This is a genomic window from Caballeronia sp. LP006, assembly GCF_031450995.1.
Lineage (GTDB): Bacteria > Pseudomonadota > Gammaproteobacteria > Burkholderiales > Burkholderiaceae > Caballeronia.
The window spans coordinates 2,517,843-2,543,413 of sequence record NZ_JARTVW010000005.1; the positions used below are offsets into that span (position 1 = coordinate 2,517,843).

At 62.9% G+C, this 25,571-nt stretch carries 24 protein-coding genes and 2 tRNA genes; 15 read left to right on the forward strand and 11 right to left on the reverse strand.

Going from position 1 to position 25,571, the window contains the following annotated elements; genetic code table 11:
- Window positions 1-870 precede the first annotated feature (870 nt).
- The 6 genes from P9250_RS28345 (at window position 871) to P9250_RS28370 (ending at window position 8,401) form a co-directional block, all read left to right on the forward strand.
- Complete coding sequence (locus tag P9250_RS28345) at window positions 871-4,275, forward strand: Rne/Rng family ribonuclease (RefSeq protein ID WP_310396391.1); 3,405 nt, start codon at window positions 871-873, stop codon at window positions 4,273-4,275.
- Between the two features lie 205 nt (window positions 4,276-4,480).
- Window positions 4,481-5,587 (forward strand): GTP 3',8-cyclase MoaA, encoded by a 1,107-nt coding sequence (gene moaA, locus P9250_RS28350; RefSeq protein WP_250465275.1) that lies wholly within the window; start codon window positions 4,481-4,483, stop codon window positions 5,585-5,587.
- A complete protein-coding gene (mobA, locus tag P9250_RS28355; protein ID WP_310396394.1) occupies window positions 5,587-6,204 on the forward strand; it encodes a molybdenum cofactor guanylyltransferase MobA in 618 nt (205 codons plus the stop codon). The genes moaA and mobA overlap by 1 nt, the downstream gene beginning before the upstream one ends.
- 76 nt (window positions 6,205-6,280) lie before the next feature.
- On the forward strand, window positions 6,281-7,585 hold the full coding sequence (glp, locus tag P9250_RS28360) for a gephyrin-like molybdotransferase Glp (protein WP_310396396.1): 1,305 nt from the start codon (window positions 6,281-6,283) through the stop codon (window positions 7,583-7,585).
- A 64-nt stretch (window positions 7,586-7,649) separates the two neighbouring features.
- Window positions 7,650-7,925, forward strand: a complete 276-nt coding sequence (locus P9250_RS28365) for a hypothetical protein (RefSeq protein WP_049655276.1) — start codon at window positions 7,650-7,652, stop codon at window positions 7,923-7,925.
- The gene (locus P9250_RS28370) at window positions 7,922-8,401 is read left to right on the forward strand and encodes a GNAT family N-acetyltransferase (protein WP_305038162.1); all 480 of its coding nucleotides are present in this window, start codon (window positions 7,922-7,924) and stop codon (window positions 8,399-8,401) included. Before P9250_RS28365 ends, P9250_RS28370 begins: the two co-directional genes overlap by 4 nt.
- 47 nt (window positions 8,402-8,448) lie before the next feature.
- On the opposite strand, the gene P9250_RS28375 is transcribed toward P9250_RS28370, so the two are convergent.
- The 5 genes from P9250_RS28375 to pncB form a co-directional block, all read right to left on the reverse strand.
- Complete coding sequence (locus P9250_RS28375; protein ID WP_310396401.1) at window positions 8,449-9,906, reverse strand: DNA recombination protein RmuC; 1,458 nt, start codon at window positions 9,904-9,906, stop codon at window positions 8,449-8,451.
- A 2-nt stretch (window positions 9,907-9,908) separates the two neighbouring features.
- Window positions 9,909-10,883: a D-glycerate dehydrogenase gene (locus tag P9250_RS28380; protein WP_310396404.1), complete on the reverse strand. Its 975-nt coding sequence runs from the start codon at window positions 10,881-10,883 to the stop codon at window positions 9,909-9,911.
- A gap of 10 nt (window positions 10,884-10,893) precedes the next feature.
- Entirely contained in the window at window positions 10,894-12,264 is a 1,371-nt protein-coding gene (locus P9250_RS28385) for a sodium:proton antiporter (protein WP_310396913.1), read from the reverse strand.
- A 29-nt stretch (window positions 12,265-12,293) separates the two neighbouring features.
- Entirely contained in the window at window positions 12,294-12,965 is a 672-nt protein-coding gene (locus P9250_RS28390; protein WP_250509315.1) for a lactate utilization protein C, read from the reverse strand.
- A 149-nt stretch (window positions 12,966-13,114) separates the two neighbouring features.
- Window positions 13,115-14,308 carry a nicotinate phosphoribosyltransferase gene (gene pncB / locus P9250_RS28395; protein ID WP_250509316.1) on the reverse strand — a complete coding sequence of 398 codons (1,194 nt, stop codon included), beginning with the start codon at window positions 14,306-14,308 and terminating at the stop codon, window positions 13,115-13,117.
- Between the two features lie 321 nt (window positions 14,309-14,629).
- Here pncB and fdxA point away from each other — a divergent pair, with 321 nt between their 5' ends.
- The 3 genes from fdxA (at window position 14,630) to P9250_RS28410 (ending at window position 15,348) form a co-directional block, all read left to right on the forward strand.
- Window positions 14,630-14,953 (forward strand): ferredoxin FdxA, encoded by a 324-nt coding sequence (gene fdxA / locus P9250_RS28400; protein ID WP_062633607.1) that lies wholly within the window; start codon window positions 14,630-14,632, stop codon window positions 14,951-14,953.
- A 140-nt stretch (window positions 14,954-15,093) separates the two neighbouring features.
- Window positions 15,094-15,169 (forward strand) — tRNA-Asn (locus P9250_RS28405).
- Window positions 15,170-15,272: 103 nt separating this feature from the next.
- Window positions 15,273-15,348, forward strand: a tRNA-Asn gene (locus tag P9250_RS28410).
- Window positions 15,349-15,428: 80 nt separating this feature from the next.
- Here the strand turns inward: P9250_RS28410 and P9250_RS28415 are convergent.
- Genes P9250_RS28415 through P9250_RS28425 form a run of 3 tightly spaced genes read right to left on the reverse strand, consistent with a single transcriptional unit; the run spans window position 15,429 to window position 18,153 of the window.
- The gene (locus P9250_RS28415; RefSeq protein ID WP_309962730.1) at window positions 15,429-16,013 is read right to left on the reverse strand and encodes an LUD domain-containing protein; all 585 of its coding nucleotides are present in this window, start codon (window positions 16,011-16,013) and stop codon (window positions 15,429-15,431) included.
- On the reverse strand, window positions 16,010-17,413 hold the full coding sequence (locus P9250_RS28420) for a lactate utilization protein B (protein WP_310396408.1): 1,404 nt from the start codon (window positions 17,411-17,413) through the stop codon (window positions 16,010-16,012). The genes P9250_RS28415 and P9250_RS28420 overlap by 4 nt, the downstream gene beginning before the upstream one ends.
- Entirely contained in the window at window positions 17,410-18,153 is a 744-nt protein-coding gene (locus P9250_RS28425) for a (Fe-S)-binding protein (protein ID WP_310396409.1), read from the reverse strand. The genes P9250_RS28420 and P9250_RS28425 overlap by 4 nt, the downstream gene beginning before the upstream one ends.
- A gap of 128 nt (window positions 18,154-18,281) precedes the next feature.
- Here P9250_RS28425 and P9250_RS28430 point away from each other — a divergent pair, with 128 nt between their 5' ends.
- The 5 genes from P9250_RS28430 to P9250_RS28450 all read left to right on the forward strand — a co-directional run bounded on the left by P9250_RS28430 (window position 18,282) and on the right by P9250_RS28450 (window position 21,990).
- Window positions 18,282-19,028, forward strand: a complete 747-nt coding sequence (locus P9250_RS28430) for a FadR/GntR family transcriptional regulator (RefSeq protein ID WP_244825847.1) — start codon at window positions 18,282-18,284, stop codon at window positions 19,026-19,028.
- 289 nt (window positions 19,029-19,317) lie between these two features.
- On the forward strand, window positions 19,318-19,797 hold the full coding sequence (locus P9250_RS28435; protein WP_250526078.1) for a CreA family protein: 480 nt from the start codon (window positions 19,318-19,320) through the stop codon (window positions 19,795-19,797).
- A 266-nt stretch (window positions 19,798-20,063) separates the two neighbouring features.
- Complete coding sequence (locus P9250_RS28440; protein WP_310396915.1) at window positions 20,064-20,750, forward strand: AzlC family ABC transporter permease; 687 nt, start codon at window positions 20,064-20,066, stop codon at window positions 20,748-20,750.
- Window positions 20,747-21,079, forward strand: coding sequence for an AzlD domain-containing protein (locus P9250_RS28445; protein ID WP_250465282.1), 333 nt, complete (start codon window positions 20,747-20,749; stop codon window positions 21,077-21,079). The genes P9250_RS28440 and P9250_RS28445 overlap by 4 nt, the downstream gene beginning before the upstream one ends.
- 146 nt (window positions 21,080-21,225) lie before the next feature.
- Window positions 21,226-21,990 carry a DUF4088 family protein gene (locus P9250_RS28450; protein ID WP_244825852.1) on the forward strand — a complete coding sequence of 255 codons (765 nt, stop codon included), beginning with the start codon at window positions 21,226-21,228 and terminating at the stop codon, window positions 21,988-21,990.
- A 24-nt stretch (window positions 21,991-22,014) separates the two neighbouring features.
- Here P9250_RS28450 and P9250_RS28455 read toward each other — a convergent pair whose 3' ends face one another.
- From P9250_RS28455 to P9250_RS28465, 3 genes are all read right to left on the reverse strand, one after another.
- Entirely contained in the window at window positions 22,015-24,180 is a 2,166-nt protein-coding gene (locus tag P9250_RS28455; RefSeq protein ID WP_409014954.1) for an ATP-dependent helicase, read from the reverse strand.
- Between the two features lie 108 nt (window positions 24,181-24,288).
- A complete protein-coding gene (locus P9250_RS28460) occupies window positions 24,289-24,549 on the reverse strand; it encodes a hypothetical protein (RefSeq protein WP_244825855.1) in 261 nt (86 codons plus the stop codon).
- Between the two features lie 73 nt (window positions 24,550-24,622).
- A complete protein-coding gene (locus P9250_RS28465) occupies window positions 24,623-24,997 on the reverse strand; it encodes a hypothetical protein (protein ID WP_244825857.1) in 375 nt (124 codons plus the stop codon).
- A 343-nt stretch (window positions 24,998-25,340) separates the two neighbouring features.
- Here P9250_RS28465 and P9250_RS28470 point away from each other — a divergent pair, with 343 nt between their 5' ends.
- Window positions 25,341-25,562: an RNA-binding S4 domain-containing protein gene (locus P9250_RS28470; protein WP_244825859.1), complete on the forward strand. Its 222-nt coding sequence runs from the start codon at window positions 25,341-25,343 to the stop codon at window positions 25,560-25,562.
- Window positions 25,563-25,571 lie beyond the last annotated feature (9 nt).

Sequence of the window (25,571 nt, forward strand, 5' to 3'; positions counted from 1 at the left end):
CGTGACACGAAAACCGTGGCTGCGAACTATCAGACTGTACAGGTGCAAGCAATAAACCATCATTTTACTTGCGCCCAGGGCCGGTTGCTCGCCCGGAAAATCGAGCAACAAGTTGCACGCACGGCGATATCACCGGCAGGGACGGGGCCCACAGGCGCGTTCGGTCGAGTGATCGTCGATCGGTAACGGATTTTTGGTCAAAAAGAATTTTTATCGGCGAGAAGCGATGGCGCCCGGTCGTTGAAGTCGGTCGCCCGCCCAGATTTTCCCCTGCCATCGAGCAACGGGACGAACGGCAAATCGAAGCTCGCCGATTGCGAACAACTCGCGACGACATCGCGGCTGCGCTGATTCCGGCGAAGCGCGATAGCAGTTAAAAAACGTCGCAGTGAGGCGAGACATGCGGCACGCCAGCGGAGCTTTCGGGTCTGCGGCCGTGCCAGCGCGGTCAGGCAAGGGTCGAGGTCGGCGAAGAAGCATCGCGCGAAATTACGCGAGGCCGCCCTCCTGCATTGCCGCCGTCGGAGGAGAAGGCTCTGTTCGAAGAGCGCAGCGGGTTTGGCGCGTCTAATTTGAGACGCGAAACCCCCGGCGCCGCCGTTTTTCCTCGACGCGTTTTACCGCGCAGCGCACCGTATCGGCGCGCCTCCCAGTTGTCGCAAGGTGCCCCACGGCCCGGCCCGCTCATGCGCCCGTGCCCGCTTTCGGCAATTCTCCCGCCAGAAGTCCCGCTCCAGCGTGCTTTGTGACAACACACAAAAAGCGCGGCACGCTCGCCCTCCCGCTTCGCCCGCCGATGTTCGACCACGGGTTCGAACTCCGCGCCGATTCGCAAGATGAGGGACGGCAGAGCCGCTCTGGAGCCGTTCAATGAAACGCATGCTGTTTAATGCGACGCAGCAGGAAGAACTCCGCGTCGCCATCGTCGATGGGCAGAAGCTCATCGATATCGACATCGAAACCGCCGGGCGCGAACAGCGCAAAGGCAACATCTACAAGGGAGTCGTCACCCGCATCGAGCCGTCGCTCGAAGCCTGTTTCGTCAACTACGGCGAGGACCGCCACGGTTTTCTCCCGTTCAAGGAAGTCGCCCGCCAATATTTTCGCGACGGCATCGAGATGCGCTCCGCGCGCATTCAGGACGCGCTGCGCGAAGGCCAGGAACTGATCGTTCAGGTCGAAAAGGAAGAACGCGGCAACAAGGGCGCGGCGCTGACCACGTTCATTTCGCTCGCCGGACGCTATCTCGTCCTGATGCCGAACAACCCGCGCGGCGGCGGCGTGTCGCGCCGGATCGAAGGCGACGAGCGGCAGGAACTGCGCGAAACCATGGCGCAGCTCGAACTGCCGGAAGGCATGAGCATCATCGCGCGCACGGCGGGAATCGGACGCTCGGCCGAAGAACTCCAGTGGGACCTGAATTACCTGATGCAACTGTGGCGCGCGATCGAAGCCGCGTCGCAGAGCGGCGTCGCCGGCCAGCCCATGCTGATTTATCTCGAATCGAGCCTCGTCATTCGCGCGATTCGCGACTATTTCCAGCCGGATATCGGCGAAATTCTCATCGACACGACCGAAATCCATGATCAGGCGCGCGCCTTCATGGACATCGTGATGCCCGACAACCTGCAAAAGGTGAAGCGCTATCACGACGACGTGCCGCTGTTCTCGCGTTTCCAGATCGAGCATCAGATTGAAACCGCGTACTCGCGCACGGTGCCGCTGCCTTCGGGCGGCGCGATCGTGATCGATCACACCGAGGCGCTCGTCGCCATCGACGTGAACTCGGCGCGCGCGACCAAGGGCGCCGACATCGAGGAAACCGCCACGCGCACCAATCTGGAAGCCGCCGACGAAGTCGCGCGCCAGTTGCGTCTGCGCGATCTGGGCGGGCTGATCGTGATCGACTTCATCGACATGGAGTCGGCAAAGAGCCAGCGCGAGGTCGAACAGCGCCTGAAAGACGCGCTCAAGCACGACCGTGCGCGCGTACAAATGGGCAAGATTTCTCGCTTCGGGTTGATGGAACTGTCGCGTCAGCGGCTGCGTCCGGCACTCTCCGAAGGCAGCCACGTCACCTGCCCGCGTTGTAACGGCACGGGCCATATCCGCGATACCGAGTCGTCCGCGCTGCAAGTGCTGCGGATCATTCAGGAAGAAGCGATGAAGGAAAACACCGCAGCGATTCATTGCCAGGTGCCGGTCGAAGTGACCGCCTTCCTATTGAACGAAAAGCGCTCGGAAATCAACAAGATCGAGTCGCGCTTCAAGGTCAACGTCGTTCTGATTCCGAACAAGCATCTGGAGACGCCGCATTACAAGCTGGAGCGTCTGCGTCACGACGATGCCCGTCTCGACGAACCGCGCGCCTCGTGGAAGATGGCAGTGGAAGCGGCAACCGAGATGGAATCGGAAACCGGCTACAGCAAACGCACCGAGGAAGTAAAGCCGAAGCAGGAAGCGGCGGTCAAGGGCATCACGCCCGAGAAGCCCGCGCCGAGCGCGCCGGTCAAACCGGCGCCGGTCGAGGCCGCGCCCGTTGCAGCGACGCCGGAGCCGGCGAGCGGCGGGTTCATCGCGTGGATCAAGAACCTGTTCGGCATTCAGCCTGAAGTCAAACCGGCGCCCGCGCCGGTCGAAGCGCAACCCGCCACGCGCGCGCCACGCGAGCGCCCGGAGCGCGGCGAACGCACGGGCGGCGGCGATCGCAACCGTAATCGCCGTGGCGGTGCGAATCGCGATGGCGCGGCCGTGGGTGCCGCTGCCGGCGCAAACGGCGTGAATGGCGCGGTTGGCGGCGGCAATGGCACGGGCCGTCAAGGCGCGCGCCGTGAAGACCGCGAGGCGCGTCCGGGTCGCGAAGGCCGTGAATTGCGCGAAGTTCGTGAGCCGCGTGAAGCACGCGAAGGACGTGAAGGACGCGAACCCCGCGAGGCGCGCGAGCCGCGTGAGGCACGTGAGCCGCGCGAACGCAATCAGGACCGAAACGCCGAACGCGCACCGCGCGCCGAGGCTGCGGAGCGTCCGGAACGACGCGAGCGTGCGGATCGCGGCGAGCGTGGTGAACGTGGCGATCGTGCGGAACGCACCGAGCGTCCGGAACGTGGCGAGCGTCGCAAGCCGCAGGCCGAAACCGCCGTCGAAGCACTGACGCCAAGCGAAGCGGTGCCGTCGGAGATCGTCGAAACGGCGCAAACCGACGACGACTTCGCGCAGCAAAACGGTCTCGACGCGATGTCGGCGGAACAAGCCGCGCGTGATGGCGAAGAGCGTCGTCGCCGCCGTCGCGGTCGTCGTGGCGGTCGTCGCGAACGTGAAGATGACGGCACGACGGTGAATCACGCCGCCGATGTCGCCGAAGCGGAAGGCGCAGCCGAAAGCATGTCGGCGCAAGCTGGCGTGTTCGATGCCGAAGCCGCGCAAGAAGCCGCCGCGCGTCGCGAACCGCGTCCGGCCGTTGCCGCGCCGCAGCCTGTCGCCGAACGCAGCGTGGAGAAGGCGCCCGAGCAAGCCGTCGCTGCACCGGTGCAAGCGCCTGTGCGCGTCGAGCAGCCGTCGCAGACCGAGGCTATCGAAGCGAACGCGCAGTTGAAGGCGACGACGCCCGAACCGGCGCCGGAGTTTTTCGCGAAGCCGGATGCGTCGCTCGCGGTCGATAACCCGTTCGGCCCGACGCCGAAACTCGCGGAAACGAAGCCCGCCGATCCTTTCGCGCCTGCCACGTCTGCTGCTCCCGCAGCCGTGGAAGAAGCGAAGCCTGTCGTAGTGGCCGCGCCTGTCGAAACCGCGAAGCCAGTGGAAACGGCCAAGCCGTTCGAAGCTCCGGCTGAGGCAATCGCGGAAACGCCGTCCGCCGAAGCCGCGCCGGTACGGGCCGAACCCGCCGAACCCGTCAAGGTCGCCGCGGTTGCAGCGACGCCTGAGGCGACTTCGGTTCCGCCCGTGCAGGTCCAGGCCGTGGAAACGGTGACGACTGAAAGCGTGATCGAAACGGCAGTGGCTTCGCAGCCCGTCGCAGTGGAAGCGGAGCCGGTGAAAGCCGCCGCGCCCGCGGCTGCACCGGCCGCGACGCCGGTATCGACGGAAGCGTTGCAGCCGATGCTCGAATCCGCCGGCCTCGTCTGGGTCAACACGGACGCCAGCAAGCTGCGCGACGCCAACGCCGCAGCCGAGCGCGAAGCCGCGCCGGCACGCGTGCCGCGCGAGCGCAAGCCGCTGCCGCCTGTGAGCGCCGCGCCGATGCAGCAAGTGGAAACCGGCAAAGACGCGCAGTAAGCGTAGTGCCGCCGCCAGGCGTTCCATGGAACGCCCGGTTGCGCAGGAAAAACGCCATCGGCTAACGTCGATGGCGTTTTTTTTTGACGCCTAGGTATGGAAAGCCTGTACCAAAGGGTAAGACGACTGGTTCGCCGCGTTCCGCTAAAATGACTACGTGCTTCTACTATTCGAACAAGCTTCCGAGCCGAGCAAGACCGCCGCCATGTCCCGACGCATCATCCCCTTAGCCGATGTCAGCGCCATTCCGGATTTTTCCGGCGCGGTGGCATTGCCATCCGGGTTGCTGACGGACACGCTCGCGCGTCCGCTGCGCGATCTGCGCATCTCGGTCACGGATCGCTGCAACTTCCGCTGCGTCTACTGCATGCCGCGCGACGTGTTCGACAAGGACTACCCGTTTCTGCCGCATTCCGCCCTGCTCTCGTTCGAGGAAATCGAGCGGCTCGCGCGCGTCTTCGTGGCCCACGGCGTCGAAAAAATCCGTTTGACGGGCGGTGAGCCGCTACTGCGCAAGAACATCGAATTTCTGATCGAACGACTCGCGCTTCTGCGCACGCCCGAAGGCCGTCCGCTCGATCTCACGCTGACCACCAACGGATCGCTGCTCGCGCGCAAGGCACGTTCGCTCAAGGATGCGGGGCTGTCGCGCGTCACGGTCAGTCTGGATGCGCTCGACGACACGCTTTTTCGCCGCATGAACGACGCCGATTTCGCCGTGGCCGACGTGCTCGACGGCATCGAAGCCGCGCAGTCGGCGGGCCTTTTGCCGATCAAGGTCAACATGGTCGTCAAGCGCGGCACGAACGATCAGGAAGTCGTGCCGATGGCGCGTCACTTCAAGGGCAGCGGCGTGGTGCTGCGCTTCATCGAATACATGGATGTCGGTGCGTCGAACGGCTGGAACATGAGCGAGGTGTTGCCGTCCGCGCAAGTCGTCGAGCGGATCGCCGAACACTTCGCGCTCGCGCCGCTCGAAGCGCATACGGCCGCCGAAACCGCGCAACGCTGGGGCTATCTCGACGGCAGCGGAGAGATCGGCGTGATTTCGAGCGTCACGCGTGCGTTCTGCGGCACTTGCACGCGCGCGCGGCTCTCGACCGAAGGCAAGCTGTACCTCTGCCTTTTCGCCACGTCCGGCCACGATCTGCGCGCGCTCATTCGCGGCGGCGCGAGCGATGCCGACGTCGCCAACGCCGTTGCGCACATCTGGCACGCGCGCGGCGATCGCTACTCGCAATTGCGCGGCAGCGCGGCGGGAAACGCGCGCCGTGAAGCGCCGCGCGTCGAGATGTCGTACATCGGCGGTTGATGCTTGTGGCCCCGGAAAATCAGACTACCGGACTCGTGCTCGCGGGCGGACGCGGCTCGCGCATGGGCGGCGTCGACAAGGGACTACAGCTCCTGCGCGACGAACCGCTCGCGTTGCATGTGCTGCGCCGCCTCGCGCCGCAGACGGACGCCATGCTCATCAGCGCGAATCGTTCGGGCGACGACTACGCTCGGCTCGCTACGCGTTTCGATGCACGCGTCATCGCCGATTCGCTCGCCGATTATCCCGGCCCGCTTGCCGGCATCGCCACTGCATTGCGCGCGGCGCACACCGAGTTCGTGCTGACCGCGCCTTGCGACGCGCCTTTCGTCGATCCGCAACTCGGCACCACGTTGCGACGCGCGCTCGACGAACATGGCGCGGACATCGCTTATGCGGCGACCGTCGATACGGACGAAACGCGCATCGCACATCCGGTTTTCGCGCTGATTCGAACCTCGCTCGCCGACGATCTCGACGCCTGGCTCGCCGCTGGCGAACGCAAGGTCCGTGCGTGGTACGCGCGCCACAAGGCGGTGCAAGTGCCATTTCACGATGATCGCGCGTTTTACAATATCAATGATTTGCATCAGCTAGCTGAACTGGCGCGTCGTTAGCCACGCGCATTCGTTCAGGTTCAGCCGGTTCCAGCATCGCTGTCCTTCCCGACTTCGGTCGCGACCATTCCGATTCATGACCACGTCCAGGCCCTTCTCCGCTTGCGTCACTTACTACGATCCGAACGCGCTGCCGGTTGCGGCCGCGCAGGAAATCGTTCGTCAGTGGGCCATGCCGCGTGGAAATGCCGGGCGTGTCGAACGCGTAAGTCTTTATGAAGCGCTCGGCCGCGTGCTCGCCGAAGACGTGATCTCGCCCATCGATGTCCCGGCATTCGACAACTCCGCAATGGACGGCTACGCGTTCAAGAGCGCCGCGCTCAATGCCGCGCGCGATGCCGTCGAGCTGAACGTCGCGGGTATCGCGCTCGCCGGACGTCCTTTCAGCGCCGAACCCAACTCGGCTCAATGCGTGCGCATCATGACGGGCGCGCTGATTCCGCCGGGCTGCGACACCGTCGTGCCGCAAGAACTCGTCACGCGCGCTGACGACGTCATTCGCTTCCCATCAACCGTCGTAAGCGAAGGCCAGAACCGGCGGCTCGCCGGCGAAGACTTGGCTCGCGGCAAGGCCGCTTTGCAAGCAGGCCGTATCGTGCGGGCGTCCGACCTCGGCTTGCTTGCGTCGCTCGGAATCGCCGAAGTCGCGGTGCGGAAGCGTCTCGTCGTCGCGTTCTTTTCCACGGGCGACGAGTTGCGCTCCGTCGGCGAACCGCTTGCGCCCGGCAGCCTTTACGACAGCAACCGCTACACCCTTTTCGCGATGCTGCGCCGCCTCGATGTCGAGACGGTCGATCTGGGCATCGTGCGCGACGACCGGGCATCGTTGGAGAAGGCGTTGCGCGAAGCGGCGCAAGCAGCGGATGTCGTCATCAGCTCGGGGGGCGTCTCCGTTGGCGACGCCGATTTCACGCGCGAACTGATGAACTCGCTCGGCGACGTCGCGTTCTGGAAGATCGCCATGCGTCCCGGCCGCCCGCTCGCATTCGGCCGCTTGTGGTCGGGACCGCGCGCGGGCACGGGCGAATCGGCGCTCTTCTTCGGCTTGCCGGGGAACCCCGTTGCCGTGATGGCCACGTTCTACTTCATCGTCCGTGAAGCCTTGCTGGCCATGTCGGGCGCCGCACGCCAGCCGCTCATCGAGATTCGCGCGACCTGCGCCGAGCCGATCAAAAAGCGCGCGGGCCGCACGGAATTTCAGCGCGGCATTGCAAGCCGCCGCGCCGACGGTCAATGGAGCGTCGTGACCACCGGGCCGCAAGGTTCAGGCGTGCTGAGTTCCATGAGCCGGGCCAATTGCTTCATCGTGCTCGAACACGATCGCGGCAATCTCGAAACGGGCGATTCCGTGGATATCGTGCCGTTCGACGGCCTCGTTTGAGCGCGCCAAAAAGTACGGCGACGCGATCACCACCATTTTTTATCGATAGACGGGTTTTCAGTCCATGAAAAAGCAGATCTCATCCATTGCACCCGGACAGACGGCCAAGGCCCTGATCCTCGTGTATCTGACTTTCAGCGTGCCGATCGTGCTGCTCGGCGTGGTGGTCGCGTTCGTGCGATACGGCTCGGTGGAAGTGAGCACGGTCACGAGCGCGCTGCTGCTCAACGCAATCCTTGGCTTCGTGCTGTTGTGGATTGCGTGCCACGCTTATAACTGGGTGGCGTCGCGTTTCGGCGGCATAGAAATCGTGTTGTCCGACGCACCGGAGGAAGCGTGAGCGGCGCGTCGATTCGCCCCGCCACGCCCGCCGATATCGGCGCGATCTACGCGCTGATGTACGAACTCGCGGAATTCGAGAAGCTCACGCATCTGTTTATCGCGACCGAAGACGGCGTGCGTGATGCGCTCTTCGGCGCGCGTCCGTCAGCCGAAGCGCTGGTCGCGGAACAGGCGGGCGAAGTGGTCGGCTATGCGCTCTTCTTCCATAACTTCTCCACGTTTCTCGGCAAGCGCGGGCTGTATCTGGAAGATCTCTACGTACGCCCGACGTTGCGCGGCAGCGGCCTCGGTACGCAGATGCTCAAGCGGCTTGCGGCACTTGCGGTCGAGCGTCAGTGCGGCCGCTTCGAATGGTCGGTGCTGGACTGGAATCAGAACGCCATCGACTTCTATGAAAAGATGGGCGCAACCGTATTGCCGGACTGGCGCATCGTGCGTATCACCGGTGAGTCGCTGGAGCGGTTGGCTTCGTAGACGCGGTTGCATCGCTGACGCGCAGGCCGCTTATCATCTGAAGCTCGTCAAAGCTCGTCGTCCCCATCTCGCGGCAGCGCGGCCTCGTCATCCCCGAGCAGACCGCGCGCTTCCTCACCCGGAAGCGCTTCCACGTCGCGCAGGCGCTTGCCCATTTGACGCGTGCGCGTCTGCGCCGCTTCAATCGAGCGCGTGACGGTTTCGAGCTGCGACTTCGTCTTCGCGAGTACATCGCCGAACTTGTTGAACTCGGTTTTCACCGCGCCGAGCACCTGCCACACCTCGCTCGACCGCTTTTCGATGGCGAGCGTCCTGAAGCCCATTTGCAGACTGTTGAGCAGCGCCGTGAGTGTAGTCGGACCGGCCACGCTCACGCGATGCTCGCGCTGCAGATAGTCGGTCAGACCCGGACGCCGCAGCACTTCGGCATACAAACCCTCGGTCGGCAGAAACAGCAACGCGAAGTCGGTCGTATGCGGCGGCGACACGTACTTCTGCGCGATGGAACGCGCCTCCGCGCGCAAGCGTCCCTCGAGCGCACGCGCGGCCTCTTCCACACCGACGGGATCTGCGCGATCTTGCGCATCGACGAGACGCTCGTAGTCCTCGCGCGGAAACTTGGCGTCGATAGGCAGCCACACCGGCGTCGCGGCATCGCCCGGCGCGCCCGGCGTGTCGTGACGGCCCGGCAACTTGACTGCAAACTCCACGCGATCGTTGCTCTTGGGCACGGTCGCGACGTTCTTCGCGTATTGATCCGGCGTGAGCAACTGTTCAAGCAACGACTCCAATTGCACTTCGCCCCAAATGCCGCGCGTCTTGACGTTGGTCAGCACCTTCTTCAGATCGCCGACGCCCGCCGCGAGCGTCTGCATCTCGCCCAAGCCCCGATGCACTTGTTCGAGCCGGTCCGACACCAGCTTGAACGATTCGCCGAGCCGCTGCTCCAGCGTGGAATGCAGCTTTTCATCGACGGTGCGGCGCATTTCATCGAGCTTCGCCGAGTTGTTGGCCTCGATGTCCTTGAGGCGCGCTTCGAGCGTCGCGCGCACTTCGCCGAGCCGCCGTTCGTTCGCTTCCGATAGCTGGCCAAGATGCAAGGTCATGGAGTCGGCGAAGCGCTTGAGCGCGTTGCCCTGATCGTCGCGCGCCTGCTGACTCTGCTGCGCGAGTTGCTGCGCAAGCGCGTCGAACTGCGCGTTCTGCACGCTCGACGTGCTCGCCAACTGCGTCGCGAGCGTCTGATGAAACTGCGTGAAGCCGCTTTGCGATTCCATGCGCGAGACGCGCGCGCTCTCCGCGATATCGCCACGCAAGCCGCGTTCGAGCCGCTCCTGCGCGCGCGCCTGCGCCTCGCCCATGTCGTTCACGCGGTCGGTGAGCGCGACGAATTCCTCTTCGATATCGACGCGGGACGTGCGCCGCATCGTCGCAAACAGGACGACGAGCGCAACCAGAAGCGCAATCGCCAGGAGCGCGATCGCGCCGTACAACAGTTCGATCATTTTTACAGCACGTCCGGGTTGATCGGATTCGGCGGATTGCCGGCGCGCGGTCCTTCACCCAAACCGGCGATGAGATTGTCCGCGGCGAGATTCGCCATCGCGCGGCGCGTCGACTCGGTGGCGCTCGCGATATGCGGCGTCAACGCGACGTTGTCGAGCAACAGGAAATCGGGATTGAAGTCGGGTTCGCCTTCGAACACGTCGATCCCCGCCGCCGCGATACGCTTCTCGCGCAGCGCGGCGATCAACGCCGAATCGTCGACGATTCCGCCGCGCGCGATGTTGGTAAGCGTGGCCGTCGGCTTCATCAACGCGAGTTCGGCCGCGCCGATGGTGTGATGGTTCTCCTTGGTGTAGGGCAGCACGAGCACGACGTGATCCGCGCGCTTCAACAAGTCTTCCTTCGACGCGTACTCCGCGTTGAGTTGCGACTCGATCTCCGGCGCGACGCGCGAACGGTTGTGATAGATCACGCGCATGTCGAAGCCCACCGCTCGGCGCGCCAGCGCTTGCCCGATCCGGCCCATGCCGATCACGCCGAGCGTCGAGCCGTACACGTCGGTGCCGAGGAACGAATCGAAACTCCACTTCTGCCATTTGCCCGCGCGCAGAAAGTGCTCGGATTCGGTCACGCGCCGGGCCGCTGCCATCATGAGCGCCCAGCCGAAGTCGGCGGTGGTTTCGTTCAGCACGTTGGGCGTGTTGGTGCCGAGCACCTTGTGCGCGTCGAATGCGTGCATGTCGAAGTTGTTGTAGCCGACCGCCATGTTCGCGACGACTTTCAGGTTCGGCGAGCCCGCCAGTTCCGTTTCGCCGACCATCTCGCCGGCAGTGAACGCGCCGTCCTTGTCGGCCAGACGCGCGCGAAACTCCTCCTGGCCAAGCACGTCGCCCGGATTCAGATCGACTTCGAAATACTGTTTCAGACGTTCGACCACATCGGGAAAAGTGGGACGCGCAACAAGCACCTTCTTCATCGAATTGCTCCTAGAAAAATAGCCAGCCCAAGACGGCGAATAACGGCAACAGGACGATGCCAGACCATCCCATATAACCGAAGAAGCCCGGCATGCGAATGCCGCGCGATTCGGCGATTGCCTTCACCATGAAATTCGGCGCATTGCCGATATACGTGTTCGCGCCCATGAAGACCGCGCCCGCCGAGATTGCCGCGAGTGTGGACGCGCCCGTGGTCATGAGCGTGGGAGCGTCGCCGCCCGCGAGATTGAAGAACACAAGATACGTCGGCGCGTTATCGAGGAACGAAGACAGGATGCCCGTGGCCCATAAATAGGCAAGATCGTGCGGCTTGCCTTGGTCGGACACCGCGTGCACGATGCCCGCGAACGCGCCCGACTCGCCCGCGCGCAGAATCGTGATGACCGGCGCGATGGTGATGAAAATGGCCGCGAAAAGCTTCGCCACTTCTTCGATAGGCGCCCAGTCGAACGCGTTGCCCTCGCGCGCGCTATTCGGCGTGAGCACGAGCGATGCGAGCAGCACGATCACCAGAGCCGCGTCGCGCACGACGTTCTGCAAATGCAAATGCGTGCCGTACACATCGAACACGACGCCCGGCTTCCAGATGCCGCTCATCAGCACCAATGCGACGACCGCCGCAAGCAGCAAAAAGTTGATCCTGCCGTCGATGCGAATTGCAATCGTCCCGACCGAGCCGGGCTGCGTTTTTTCTTCCTTGCGCCAGAAATAAGTATCCAGCGCGTAGAAGAGCGCGAGGAGAACGACGGAGACGAGGAGCATCGGCAGAAAGAGATGCGTGGTCGTCCAAAAGAAACCGACGCCGTTCAGAAAGCCGAGGAACAAAGGTGGATCGCCGAGCGGCGACAACGAGCCGCCCACGTTCGCCACGAGAAAGATGAAGAACACGACCACATGCACGACATGCCTGCGGTTTTCGTTGGCGCGCAAGAGCGGGCGGATCAGCAGCATGGCCGCGCCGGTCGTGCCCATGAGGCTTGCCAGCACGGTTCCCAGCGCGAGCAACGAGGCATTCAGACGCGGCGAGCCGCGAAGATCGCCGTGCACGCAAATGCCGCCCGCGACCGTGTACAAGGAAGCCAGCAAAACGATGAACGGTATGTACTCTTCGAGCATCGCGTGAACGAATACGCCGAGCGCCGTGCCGCCGCCGAACGCAGCCGCGAAGGGTACGAGAAACGCGAGCGCCCAGAGCAACGCGATCTTGCCGAAGTGGTGATGCCAGAGCTTCGCCGCGACGAGCGGAAACACCGCGATGGAAAGCAGCATGCCGAAGAACGGAACGCCCCACGCCGCCGACAAGCTCGCGCCATCGACCGTGGCCGCCGACGCGTTCGACATCGCGCCGAGCAATGCCATGCAGCCGAGGAGAAGAGACCGCACTGCGCTCACGCTTCGGTCACGACGATTACATGCACGCGATACGGCCCATGCGCGCCCAGCACGATGGTCTGCTCGATATCGCCGGTGCGCGACGGCCCGGAAACGAAGTTCACCGCACGCGGCAGTTCGCCCCGTTCGGCGCGAATCAGAGCGAAGGCGTCTTCATGCGCCGCGACGATGCGCGAAGCCGGCACGACCGCGATATGCGTCTGCGGCAAGAGCGCGCCGGACGCGGGCGTATCCGGGCCGGACAGCAACACGAGCGACCCGGTTTCCGCCGTCGCGCAAAAGCAGCCCGTGATGCCGACGAGATCCGCGTCTTCCGGCTTGCGTAACGACGCCTGAATGCCCGCCTGGGCCCACGGCAACTCAGCCAACGCAGGCCATGCGACGGCATCGGTGGCAAGATTCAACGAGCGGAGGTAGCGCGCGGCTTCGGCGGGAGCATCGCCGAGCGCGGCGACTTCGGCGACGGTCGTCGAGAGCCGTTCGGCTTCGAGCCGGAACCGCGCGATGAGCGCGTCGCGGGTGTCGGGCAACGGCGGGCGCGGACCTTCGGGATGACGCGTCAGATAGTCGTTCGCGGTGGCACGCTCGGCTTCGGTCGGCTCACCGCGTCTGCCCTGCGCGCTGCGTATGCGCGCGAGAATATTGCGGCGCGCCGCCGATGTGTCCATGGTGCCGTCCTTACGAGTGCGAGAGTGTTCCGGATGCGTGCGCACCACGAGTCCTGGCGGCACGATCGAATTATATCGGGCGGTCTTGAGCGCGCGAACCTCGGCCGAAAGGCATAGGCCGCGCGCGGGAACAAAGCACGAACCAAGCGTCAGTCGGTCTCGCCCGCTTGCTTCTCGATGCCGAACACTTGCCTCAGATAAGCCAGATAGGCCTTGTCGTCGCACATGTTCTTGCCGGGGGAATCGGAGAGTTTCGCCACCGGCTGACCATTGCAGCGAACCATCTTGATGACGATCTGCAACGGCTGATAGCCCAGGTCATTCGTGAGATTCGTGCCGACGCCGAACGCGAGCTGACAGCGCCCGCGGAAACGCTCATACAGTTGCAGCACCTTCGGAATATCCAGCGCGTCCGAGAACACGAGCACCTTGGTGCGCGGATCGCAGCGGTTTTCCTCGTAATGCCGGATGAGGCGTTCGCCCCAGTCGAAGGGATCGCCGGAATCGTGACGCGCGCCGTCGAAGAGCTTGCAGAAGTACATGTCGAAGTCGCGCAGGAACGCCTTCATGCCGTAGACATCCGACAGCGCGATACCCAGGTCGCCGCGATATTCCTTCGCCCACATTTCGAAGCCGAAGATCTGCGAGTCGCGCAGACGCGGGCCGAGTGCCTGACACGCTTGCAGGTATTCATGCGCCATGGTGCCGAGCGGACGCAAACCATGCTTCATCGCGTAGAACACGTTGCTCGTGCCCGCGAACTGTTCGCCGAGCCGCTCCTTGAGCGTTAGCACGACTTCCTCGTGCCATTGGCCCGAAAAGCGGCGGCGCGTGCCGTAATCGGCAATCTTGCAGTCCGAATATTCGGGCGGTGTGGCGAGCAGTTTGATCTTGTCGCGCAGACGTTCGCGCCCGGTTTCGTACTCGGGCTTTTTCTGCGTATTGCGGAAATACACTTCGTTGACAATGGCCAGCACCGGAATCTCGAAGAGAATGGTGTGCAGCCAAGGCCCTTCTATTTCGATGTCGATCTCGCCGTTGCCCTTCTTCGACGGCGCGATGCGAATGGACTTCTCGTTCAGATGAAAGAGCGCGAGAAAGTCGATGAAGTCGCTCTTGATGAAGCGCATGCGCCGCAGATAGTCGAGCTCTTCTTCCTTGAAGCGCAGGTTGCAGAGTTGACGCACCTCGTCCCGAATCTCGTCGATGAACGGCACCAGATCCACTTCCGGCGTGCGGCAGCGAAACCGATACTCGACGTGCGCCGCCGGGAAATGATGCAGGACCACCTGCATCATGGTGAATTTGTAGAGATCGGTATCGAGCAGCGAATTGATGATCATGGTTCTGGCTTGTACATCGATGCAAGGATGCCCGCGCGCTGTATAGGCCGCTACCGACCGCTATTGACGAGACGCGCCGCGCGCTGTCCGTTCATGTTACCCGAATGCGTGCACGGCATCCTGCCGCCCCGGCCCTTTTAGGAAAGCCGCATACATTAATCACGAATCGATATAAGGCGCATGGCGCGGCGCTCGCGTCGCCTTTTACCGTTACGCTACAATATGCGTTTTGGCGAGCGAGCCGCGCACGGCCCTGTGCCGCTGCCCATATGGTCATCTAAAAACGCCGCCCTCCCCCGAATTGCGCATGCAGGAGCCTGAATGACTCACGTTGTGACCGAAAGCTGCATCAAGTGCCGCTACACCGATTGTGTGGACGTGTGCCCGGTGGATTGCTTCCGCGAAGGTCCCAACTTTCTCGCGATCGATCCGGACGAATGCATCGACTGCGCCGTGTGCGTGGCCGAATGCCCGGTGAATGCAATCTATGCCGAAGAAGACGTTCCCGGCGACCAGCAGCACTTCACCGAACTGAACGCGGAACTCGCGCGCAACTGGCCGAGCATCACGAAGACCAAGGCGCCGCTGCCGGAAGCCGACGAATTCAAGGACGTGAAGGAAAAGCTGGATCTGCTGGAGCGCTAAGCGGCTGTATTTGCCGCCGTGTCATTTGTCGGACGCGCAGAATCAATCAATTTCGATGCAAAAAACCGTTATTGAATGAAGATTGAGCGTTGACAGCGCAGAAAGCGCTCCCTATAATTTCGTTTCTCTGCAGTAGATGTTCCCCGATAGCTCAGTTGGTAGAGCGCCGGACTGTTAATCCGTAGGTCCCTGGTTCGAGCCCAGGTCGGGGAGCCACTCAGTATCGAGCAGGTTCCAGACAGAATCAAAGGAAAACCCAGCCGAGTTGTGAGCTGGGTTTTTTGTCTCATCAGAGACTCGTTTCAAGCGTAGTAGCTGTTCCCCGATAGCTCAGTCGGTAGAGCGCCGGACTGTTAATCCGTAGGTCCCTGGTTCGAGCCCAGGTCGGGGAGCCACCCAGTTTCGTACAAAAAGCCCAGTCATTCGACTGGGCTTTTTTGCTTGCGCAAATAGCAGTAACGCTCTTCTAAAGCATCTAAGCAGCAAGCCAGACAACCGTCAGCGATCGCACGCCCTGTGCGCCGCGAATCAGCACGCCCTCGATATCCGCCGTGGCCGAAGGCCCCGTTACCAGCACCGCATAACGGGCCGACTGAAAATCGGGTCGTCGATAAACCTGCTGCAAGCCTTCGAGGAGTTGCGAAGGATCGAGCAGCACGACGAGATGCTGCACGATATAGCCGATTGAATTGACGACGTACTCCTTTTCGCTGAACCACACGGAGCCAGTCTCCGCCACGCCGAAGCGCCCTCTCACGACGCCCACATCGACATCCTGAAGCGACGACGGAACGGTATCGACCGTGATCGGCCGCGTGCCTTCGATTCCCGCCACCGCCGACGCCACCGCTGCGCCATCGCCGAAACGTTGCGCGATCATCGCGCCGACTTCGTCCAGGCTCTGCGCTTCCACGCATGTTCCACCCATGGCGATGAGCGCGGTTTCGAAGCGCGTGCGCAGATCGCCCTCGGGCGTCGCGAAAACGGGCACATCGGGAAGCGGGCGCGAAGCGGGCTGCGCCGCGCGGATCTTCGACAGAAAAGCTTCGCGAGTCGTCATTTGGCGATCTTCCGGTTTTTCTTGTACCACTCGTGGAAGGTCTCGGCGGGCGCTTCGGGCAAGTCACGCTGCCGGCCCCAGATGTTGAGCGGGTTGTACAGCACGAAGTTCGGCAGCCGCTTGAGCGCGCCGCCAAGCGATGCCACCGTCGCGCGATAAAGCGTCGGACTCGCGAGCAGCCGTCCCGCCATCTTCAACACTTCCTGTTTCACGAACGGCACTTCGTGGCGTTCGGCGATCACCTCGCGCCACTTGTAGATCTGTTCGTGAATATTCACCTTCACCGGGCAGACGTTGGTGCAACTGCCGTTCATCGTCGAGGCAAACGGCAAGCTGCTATAGCGCTTGAGATCGTGCGTCGGATTGATGATCGCGCCGATCGGCCCCGAGTACGTGCCGCCGTACGATAGCCCGCCGCTTCGCCGATACACCGGACACGTATTCATGCACGCGCCGCAGCGAATGCACTTGAGCGAGAACCAGAAATCGTCGAGCGCGAGGCGTTCGGAACGGCCGTTATCGACGAGGATGTAATGCATCTCCGTGCCCGGCCGAGGCGCGCGAAAGTGCGACGTGTACTGCGTGATCGGCGAGCCGAGCGCGCTGCGCGAAAGCATGCGCACGAACACGCCGAGATCGGCAACACGCGGAATGATCTTCTCGATGCCGATGGACGCGATATGCAGCGGCGGCACGTTCGCCGAGAGATCCGCGTTGCCTTCGTTCGTGCAGACGACGACCGTGCCCGTTTCCGCCACCGCGAAATTGCAGCCCGTCATGCCGGCCGTCTTCTCGCGCACGAAGTACGGCCGCGTGTCCATGCGCTGGCTTTCGGCGAGATAGTGGATGTCGCTGTTGTCAGGATCGGTGCCGATCGTGCGTCCAAAAAGCTCCGCCACATCCGCGCGCAGCTTGTGCACGGCTGGTACGACCATATGGCTCGGGTCCTGGTGATCCAGCTGCTGAATGCGTTCGCCAAGATCGGTTTCCATCACCGTGATGCCGCGCGGTTCGAGATAGTCGCGCATGTAGCATTCGTCGGTGAGCATGGATTTGCTCTTGACGAGCGTGGTCATGCCGCGTTCGCTCATCAGCTTGTGGACGAGCGCGTTGTGCTCTTCCGCGTTGGCCGCGAAGTGCACCACGACGCCGTTCTTCTCCGCCTGATCCGCGAACTGCGCGAGGTATTCGGAGAGATTGGACAGCGTATGTTCCTTGATGCCCGACGCGAGATTGCGCATCTCCTCCCATTCGGGAATACCGTGCGCCTGCGCGTCGCGCTTGCTGCGCAAGTCCCACAGCCGCTTGTCGTGGAACGCGACGTGATCCGACTTCTGCAGAAACGCGCCCGCCGCCTTCGCGTGATCGATTCTCACCGACTTGCCCGAGGTCTTGCTCATGCGCGCGCTCCGTTAAGAACCTGCGCGATATGGATGAAACGCGCATCGAGTTTGAGACGCTCGGCGCATCCCTGCTGGTGCATGAGACACGACATGTCGCCCGACACGATGTACTGCGCGCCCGCGCCGACGTGATCGCGCACTTTGTCCCGACCCATGCGCACGGACACGGCTTCCTCGGTCACGGAGAACGTGCCGCCGAAGCCGCAGCATTCGTCGGGTCGCGCGGGCGTGACGAATTCGATGCCCTTCACGCCTTCGAGCAGCGCGCGCGGCTTGGAAAACGGCGCCGCCGCCACTTCCGAATTCGACGTTTCGCGCAAGTGCCGCACCGCGCTGCAACTGTTGTGCAGCCCGACGCGATGCGGGAATTCGGCCCACGGAAATTCGCGCACCTGCAAGACGTCGTGCAGGAATTCGACGAGCTCGTAGGTGTTTTTTCTGACCTTCGATACCGCGCTCGTCTGTTCGATGGCCGTGAAGTGCTCGCGCACGTGATGCACGCAACTCGCCGACGGTCCGACGACGTAGTCGTAATCCGCGAAGTTGCGCGTAAACACGCGCTCGGCGCCTGCGGCTTCCTTGTGAGCGCCGCTATTGGCCATCGGCTGGCCGCAGCAGGTTTGATCCTGCGGGTAATCGACATCGAGTCCGAGGCGTTCGAGCAGTTCCAGCGTGGCGACGCCGATCTGCGGGTAGAAGGCGTCGATGAAACAGGGCACAAACAGGGCGACTTTCATGGGATCCGAAACGGCGACTTGAGGATTGGGGGCCGGATTTTGGTAAGCTTGGTCTGACCAAGACTTTAAAGAGATGGCCCTTTCGTGTCAAACTCCGAAAGTCCCGATTTACCTCCACTGCTCGAACGATGCCTTTTCAGCCCGTCCACTCGCATTCCTACGCCCGCGTGCGCTTGTCGGACGTGGTGTCGGGGCAGATACGCGAGTTGATCTCGAACGGCACGCTCCTGCCTGGCCAGCGCCTCCCCGCCGAGCGCGATCTGGCGGAACAACTCAACGTTTCGCGGCCGTCGCTGCGCGAGGCGCTTATTCGGCTGGAGTCGGACGGCTTCATCCGCGCGGTGGCGCGCGGCGGCTTCGTCGTGTCGGATGTGACGGCGCCGCTCGTGTCGCATCCACTCGCCGCACTCCTCGAACAGCAACCCAACGCCAGCGCCGATGTCCTCGAATTGCGTCATGGCCTTGAAACGCTGTCCGCTGCCTACGCCGCCGAGCGCGCCTCCGAGGCGGATCTGACGCGCATCGCCGATGCATTCCAGGCGCTCGAAGCCGCGGTGGCCGACAAGAGCACGCGCATCGCCGAAAAAGACGCCGCGTTTCATCTGGCTATCGCCGACGCCACGCACAACGTCGCGCTGGCGCACGTCATGCACGGTCTCAACGAATTGGTGCGCGAGTCCATGCTGACATCGCACCGTCTGGTCGATTACGACGATGAAGTCGAAGCGAACTTGCTCGCCCAGCATCGCGCCATGTTCGATGCCATCGCCGCCCGCGACCCCGCCCGCGCCCGCGAATGCGCCGGAGCGCATCTCGATTACGTGCGCACGCTGTATCGGGATCAGCCGGCGCGCAGGATTCGCGTGATGGAATGACCAATCGTAACGTGCCGGTAAGAGAGCATAGGACTGCGCCTACACGTATTTAGGACACACACGGCTAACGCCCCGCGCGCTTCCTCGCGATACTGGAATCGTCAAAAACAACACGCGAAGGAGGACGACATGCCTTACCTACTCGGATGGCTGCTCGGTGTGCCGGTCGTGGTTCTGGTGATCCTGTATTTGATCTTCCATTGAATCGCCGATTGGCCGAATGCTTGCGGGAAAACAGCAAGGGCGTCGATACAATACGACGCCCTTTCTCTTTTTCCGAAGGATCACGATGAACCGCACTCTCCTCACCGCTACCGCTGCGGCGCTCGTTACCTTGTTCGGCGCGGCAATAGCGCAGGCCGAGGAAATCGCGAGCGTCAACACCAATTTCCGTTTCACCGGTTCCGACCGCGTGACCGTCGAAGCCTATGACGATCCGCTCGTCGCGGGCGTCACCTGCTACGTGTCGCGGGCGCGCACGGGCGGCGTGAAAGGCACGCTCGGCATCGCGGAAGATCCGACGGAATCGTCTATCGCCTGCCGTCAGGTCGGGCCGATCAAATTCACTCAGCCGCTCAAGCAGAAGACCGATGTCTTCTCCGACCGCATGTCGTTCATCTTCAAGACGTTGCACGTGGTGCGCGTGGTCGACGCCAAACGCAATACGCTCGTCTACTTGACCTACAGCGACCGCATTGCGACCGGTAGTCCGAAGAACAGCGTGACGGCGGTGCCGGTTCCCGAAGGCACGACCATTCCCGTGAAGTGAAGGAAGTGAAGCGATGCGCGCGCCCCGCCGCGCTCACAATGAAGTTGTAAACTGTACGACTTGCCGGCAGGCTGGTTGAAACCGTCACGCGAGCCACGAGCGCCGCACGATCGTACAAGCCCGATGCTTACTGCATGCCTTATCCTCCCGGCGACCGATATGAATGCCCAAGCGCTCATATTGGCTTATAACGGAGGCACGATTTGAAAGCAGTATCCAGCCCCGCGCTGCGGGAATTCGCCGCCGGCGCGCGCGACACCATTCCAATGATGGTCGGCGCCGCGCCCTTCGGCGTCATCTTCGGCACGCTCGTCACGGCGAGCCCGCTCACGCTCTGGCACGGCCAGCTGATGTCGCTCGCGGTGTTCGCGGGCTCGGCGCAGTTCATCGCCATCGGCATGATCGCGGGACACGCGAGCTTCATCGTGATCTGGGCGACGACCTTCGTCATCAACTTGCGGCACGTCCTTTATTCGGCGACGCTCGCGCCTTATGTCGCGCATCTGCCCGCGCGCTGGCGCTGGGCGCTGTCGGGTCTGCTCACCGACGAAGTGTTCGCCGTCGCTTACGCGCATTACCAGAAGCGCGCGCCGGGCGAAATCGGCCCGCACTACTTCTTCGGCTCTGGCCTCTCGATGTATCTGAACTGGCAACTGTGGACGCTCGTCGGCTTGCTCTTCGGCGCCGCATTCCCAGGGCTCAAGTCGCTCGGGCTGGACTTCGCGATGGTCGCGACGTTCATCGCCATCATCGTGCCGCAACTGGTGGCCGTGCGCTTCGTCGCGGCGGCGATGGCATCGGGCGTGCTGTCGTTCGCGTGGCAGGACTGGCCATACAAGCTCGGCCTGCTTGCGGCGGTGCTGGTGGGAATCGGAGTCGGCATGGCGATCACGCTGATGGAACGACGCGAGCGCGAATCGAACGGCGATAACCGCAAGGAGCGCGCACGATGACCACATCGAACTATGTGCTGCTGATTCTCGGCATGGCGCTCGTCACGTATCTGATCCGCGCGGCCGTCTTCGTGCTGGGCGAGCGGCTGCCGTTTCCGCCCATCGTGCGCACGGCGCTCGGCTTCGTGCCGGTGACGGTGCTGACCGCGATCATCGTGCCGATGACCGTCTCGCCGCATGGCAACGGCGCGGAAATCACATGGCGCAACCCGCAACTCGTGGCCGCCGTGGTTGCGGTGGCCGTGTGCGCGTGGACCAGGCGGCCCTTGCTTACCATCGGGGTGTCGCTCGCGGTTTTCTTCGTTTGGCAGTTCGTCGTCTTGCGTTAAAGGCTTCTTCGCGCAACGGCTTTCAGAACACCCTCAAGTTCCCGGCTGTAACGCCGTTATCAGAAACGAATGGACTCCGCCGTCGAAGCGGACGCCAAAGGCATTTCCCGCCATCGGGCCATCCGAGCGCGGAACCGGGAACCAACATGCGTCAAATAACCCTATCGTTTCGCGACGAGACCATCGCTTCATTGCATCGCGACTATGAGGCGTTCATGCGCCTGTCGCTCAAGCTCGACCCGCAGTTCGTCACGCCGACGTTCGAGGACTTTCTGCGCGCCAAGCTGCTCGACAATCCGACGCCGCTGACCGAGCAGGCGGTGCAGCGCATGCTGTCGCAAGGCCAGTACGCGTGGGCCAAACGCGCGCTCGACAAGGAATTTCCGGATGTCGTCGAGATTTTGATCCGACAGGCGGCCGAACACGGTTTCGCGTTCGCGATCCGCTCGGACTGGAACGCCGAGGATCTCGTGAAGGCATCGCGCGAATGGGCGACGGCCATCGTCACCGAGGCGAAGGGCGATGCTTCGCAAGTCGATGTGCTCGCCTCGCAGATCAAGTCGGCCGCGATGGATATCCGCGAAGTCGAGGAGAAGATGCAGACGCCCGCGTGGCGCCTCGCCGATTCGCTGCGTCAGCGCACCTATGAGACGAAGATCGCGGTGGAAAACAGCGTTGGCTCGAATGCGCGCGAGAAGCTCGGTGAATTGCGCTGTCTGCTGCGGCTCGGCATTTTTTATGGGTCGATTCAGAAGCAGGAAGCGCAGCAGGTGCTCGAATACATTCGCTCGCTGCGGCCGGAGTTGTTTGTCGATGAACCTTATGATGGGTTCACGCGATTTGCCGCATGGCTACGGAGCATCTTTGCGCCGGCGCCGCGCGTGCCGAAGACTTCGCGGGCGCAGCGTTAGGCATGGACCGGGCGCCGCTTACCGCTAATCCCACATCCCCTTTAAGCGCGCCGCGATATCGATCTTCGCCTTAGCCGCGGCCGCGAGTCCCGCCGCCGTCGGCGCGGCGGCGACCGGAACCGGCGGCCACGCGGTGGCTTCGAAGTTCTGCATCAGATGCTGCGGAATGAAGCGCGTGCGTTGCGCCCACACGTGCCGGTCGCCCAGATGCGTCTGGTTGTGCACGTAAAAGCGCTGCGGCGTGACGATATGCAGATCTTCCTTCGCGCGCGTCATCGCCACATAAAGCAGCCGCCGCTCTTCGTCGATTTCCTCGTCGCTACCCGTGCCCAGATCGGATGGAATGCAGCCGTCCACGCCGTTCAGCACGAAAACATTGCGCCATTCCTGCCCCTTCGCCGAATGGATTGTCGAGAGAATCAAATAATCTTCGTCGATAAGAGGCACGCCGGACTCGTCGCTGGTCGCATCGGGCGGATCGAGCGTGAGTTCGGTGAGAAAGCGCTCGCGCGTGGGATAGGTCGACGCGATGCTCTCCATTTGCAATACGTCGCCAAGACGAATGGCCGCGTCTTCGTGATTGCGTTCGAGATGCGGCTCGTACCATCGGCGGATCATTTCGAACTCCGCCGGCCAGCCGCTCTCGCGGCCGCAGAGCTTCGCCATCAGGCCGACGAAACGCGGCCAGTCTTCGCTGGCGCGGGCGGGCGCATGGAAGGCGGCAATCGCATTCGATGAACGTTCGGCTTGCGCCACGCTGTCCAGCAGCCGCCCGGCGATGGCCGGCCCGACGCCCGGCAGCAATTGCGCCACGCGAAAGCCGGCGACACGATCGCGCGGATTTTCCGCCCAGCGCAATACGGCGAGTACGTCCTTGACATGCACGGAGTCGAGAAACTTGAGCCCGCCGAACTTCACGAACGGAATGTTCTTGCGCGTGAGTTCGATTTCGAGCGTCGCGCTGTGATGCGCCGCGCGAAACAGCACGGCCTGCGACTTGAGCTTCATGCCGCCCTCGCGCGCCTCCAGCACTTGTTCGACGATATAGCGCGCCTGATCGGCTTCATCGGCGACACTCACCACGCGCGGTTTTTGCGCCGATGCCTTGTCGGTCCAGAGGTTCTTCGTATAGCGCTCGGTGGCCATGCCGATCACCGCGTTGGACGCTTCGAGAATGGGCTGCGTCGAACGATAGTTGCGATCGAGCGTGACGGTTGCGGCGGGCGGGTCGAAGTGCCGCGGAAAATCGAGGATATTGCGCACCGTCGCGCCGCGAAACGAGTAGATGGACTGCGCATCGTCGCCGACGACGGTGAGGCCGCGGCCGTCCGGTTTCATCGCCAGAAGAATGGTGGCCTGAAGGCGGTTGGTGTCCTGATATTCGTCGACGAGCACGTGATCGAAGCGGCTCGACAGATCGGCGGCGATAGTCGGCTCGGCCGCGAGATGCGACCAGTAAAGCAAGAGGTCGTCGTAATCGAGCACGCTTTGCGTCTGTTTGGCCGCGACGTAGGCGGCGAAGAGACGCTTCAAGTCCGCCTCCCACTCGCGGCACCACGGATACGACTGATCCAGCACGGCGGCAAGCGAGGCGCCCGTGTTGACCACCCGCGAATAAATGCTGAAGCACGTGGACTTGGCGGGAAAGCGCTTCTCTTTCGACGATAACCCGAGTTCGTGGCGCACGAGGTTCATGAGATCGGCGGAGTCTTCGCGGTCGTTGATGGTGAACGACGGCGCGAGCCCGACGAGATCGGCGTAATCGCGCAGCAAACGCGCGCCAACGCTATGGAACGTGCCTGACCACGTGAGACCTTGCGCGATGGCGGCCTTGGTGCCCAGCGCGTTCATGGCGATGCGCGTGACGCGACGCGTCATCTCGACGGCGGCGCGGCGCGAGAAAGTAAGCAAAAGGATGCGATGCGGGTCGGCGCCTTTCACCAGCAGATGCGCGACGCGGTGCGCCAGCGTGTTGGTCTTGCCAGACCCCGCGCCCGCGATGACGAGAAGCGGTCCGCCGCAGCGGTTGGGTTCATCGACGCCGAACTCGACGGCGTGGCGCTGCGCCTCGTTGAGCTTGGCGAGATAGGTGGCGACCTGGGCTTCGGCTGCGTCGGCGGTGGCGGTTTCTTCAGGGAGCGTCAGCACGGGAAGAGGCGCAAAAAAGTGTGACGTGTACTGTATATCCATACAGACTGGAGACGCAAGGGTTTGCGCTCACCGGTTGGTCGGGCAAAAAAAAAGGCCCAGCGGGTTGCACCCGACTGGACCATTCGCACTACCCGAACAACCGTCCTGCTAATCCGCCTTCTTCGCGTTCTTGAGCTTCGCATCCGCAGCCGCTTCGTTCGCTTCCGACTGCGCTTCGGTTTTCTTCTTGTCGGCCTTGGCCTGAGCGACGGCCGCGTCCTTGTTGGCCTCGGCCTGCTTTTTCGATGCCTTCTTGTCCGCGCTGCTCGGCTGCTGATCGCTCGTCGTCTGCGCGAACGAAACCACTGAGACGCTCGCAAGCGTCCCGGCAATCACGGCGGCCAACACTGCATTCTTCGATCGAGTCATGGTGTGTCCTCCCTTTCTCAAGCCTCATGAAGCGCGCGCCACGGCACTGCGGCGCGCGTCCAACGCATCGAAATCAATGCTGCAAGCCCGTGTCCTTCGGCGTGTTGGATTCCGTCGCGTTCAACTCATCCTTGGCGGCGTCCTTATCCGCCTTGCGATTGATCTTCGCGTTACGCACCTGCTCCTTGTACTGCGCCTTCGCCTGCTTGTTCGCGGCCTTCAGGTCGGCCTGCGAAGCCTTCTTCGATGCCTTGTACTCCGCGTTCGCCTCGGCGTTCGCGTTGCGGCGCTGGACCAGCGGATCGGTCGGCGCGGGCGCGACGAGATTTTGCGGCGCAGGTGTCGCCGGTTGTGCCGGCACGGCGTCCGTAGTTTGGGCGAAAGCGCCCGAAGCGGCGGTCAGGGCGGCGAATGCGGTGCCGATCATCAGATTTCGAGTCTTAATCATGAGCGAGGTCCTCTCTTGGTTTAAGCGTCGGCGGCCATGAACTGCGATGACGCACGACTTTTGTCGATTGGAAAGATGACCGAAGCTGTTTCGATCAAACTATCGGACTCAGCGATGCGCTCCAAGTTCGACGAACCGAGTCGTTGTTACCGACCGTTTCATCTGGCTACAATTGCCATCGCACCTGCTTTCAATACGATGACAGCGCGCGCCGAAGTCCGTCATGCACCAGCACGGCGCGTGCCCAGCTATTTGAGGGCGGCCACTGGTTTATCATTGACGCCTTCGCCCCGAATCATCTCGAATCCACCTCGAATCAACCCGAGTAACCTCCGCGCCCGCCATGCCACCGCTTCAATTCACCCTTACGGGCGACTACGTCGAACTTCATAACTTGCTCAAGCTGATGGGGCTCGCAGACAGCGGCGGCTCCGCGAAAGCGCGCGTTGCCATGGGCGATGTCCGCGTCGACGGCAAAGTCGAGATGCGCAAGACCTGCAAGATTCGCGCGGGTCAGGTCGTCGCGCTCGATGGTCAGAAAATCCAAGTCCGCGCGCCGGAATAAACCGTCGCC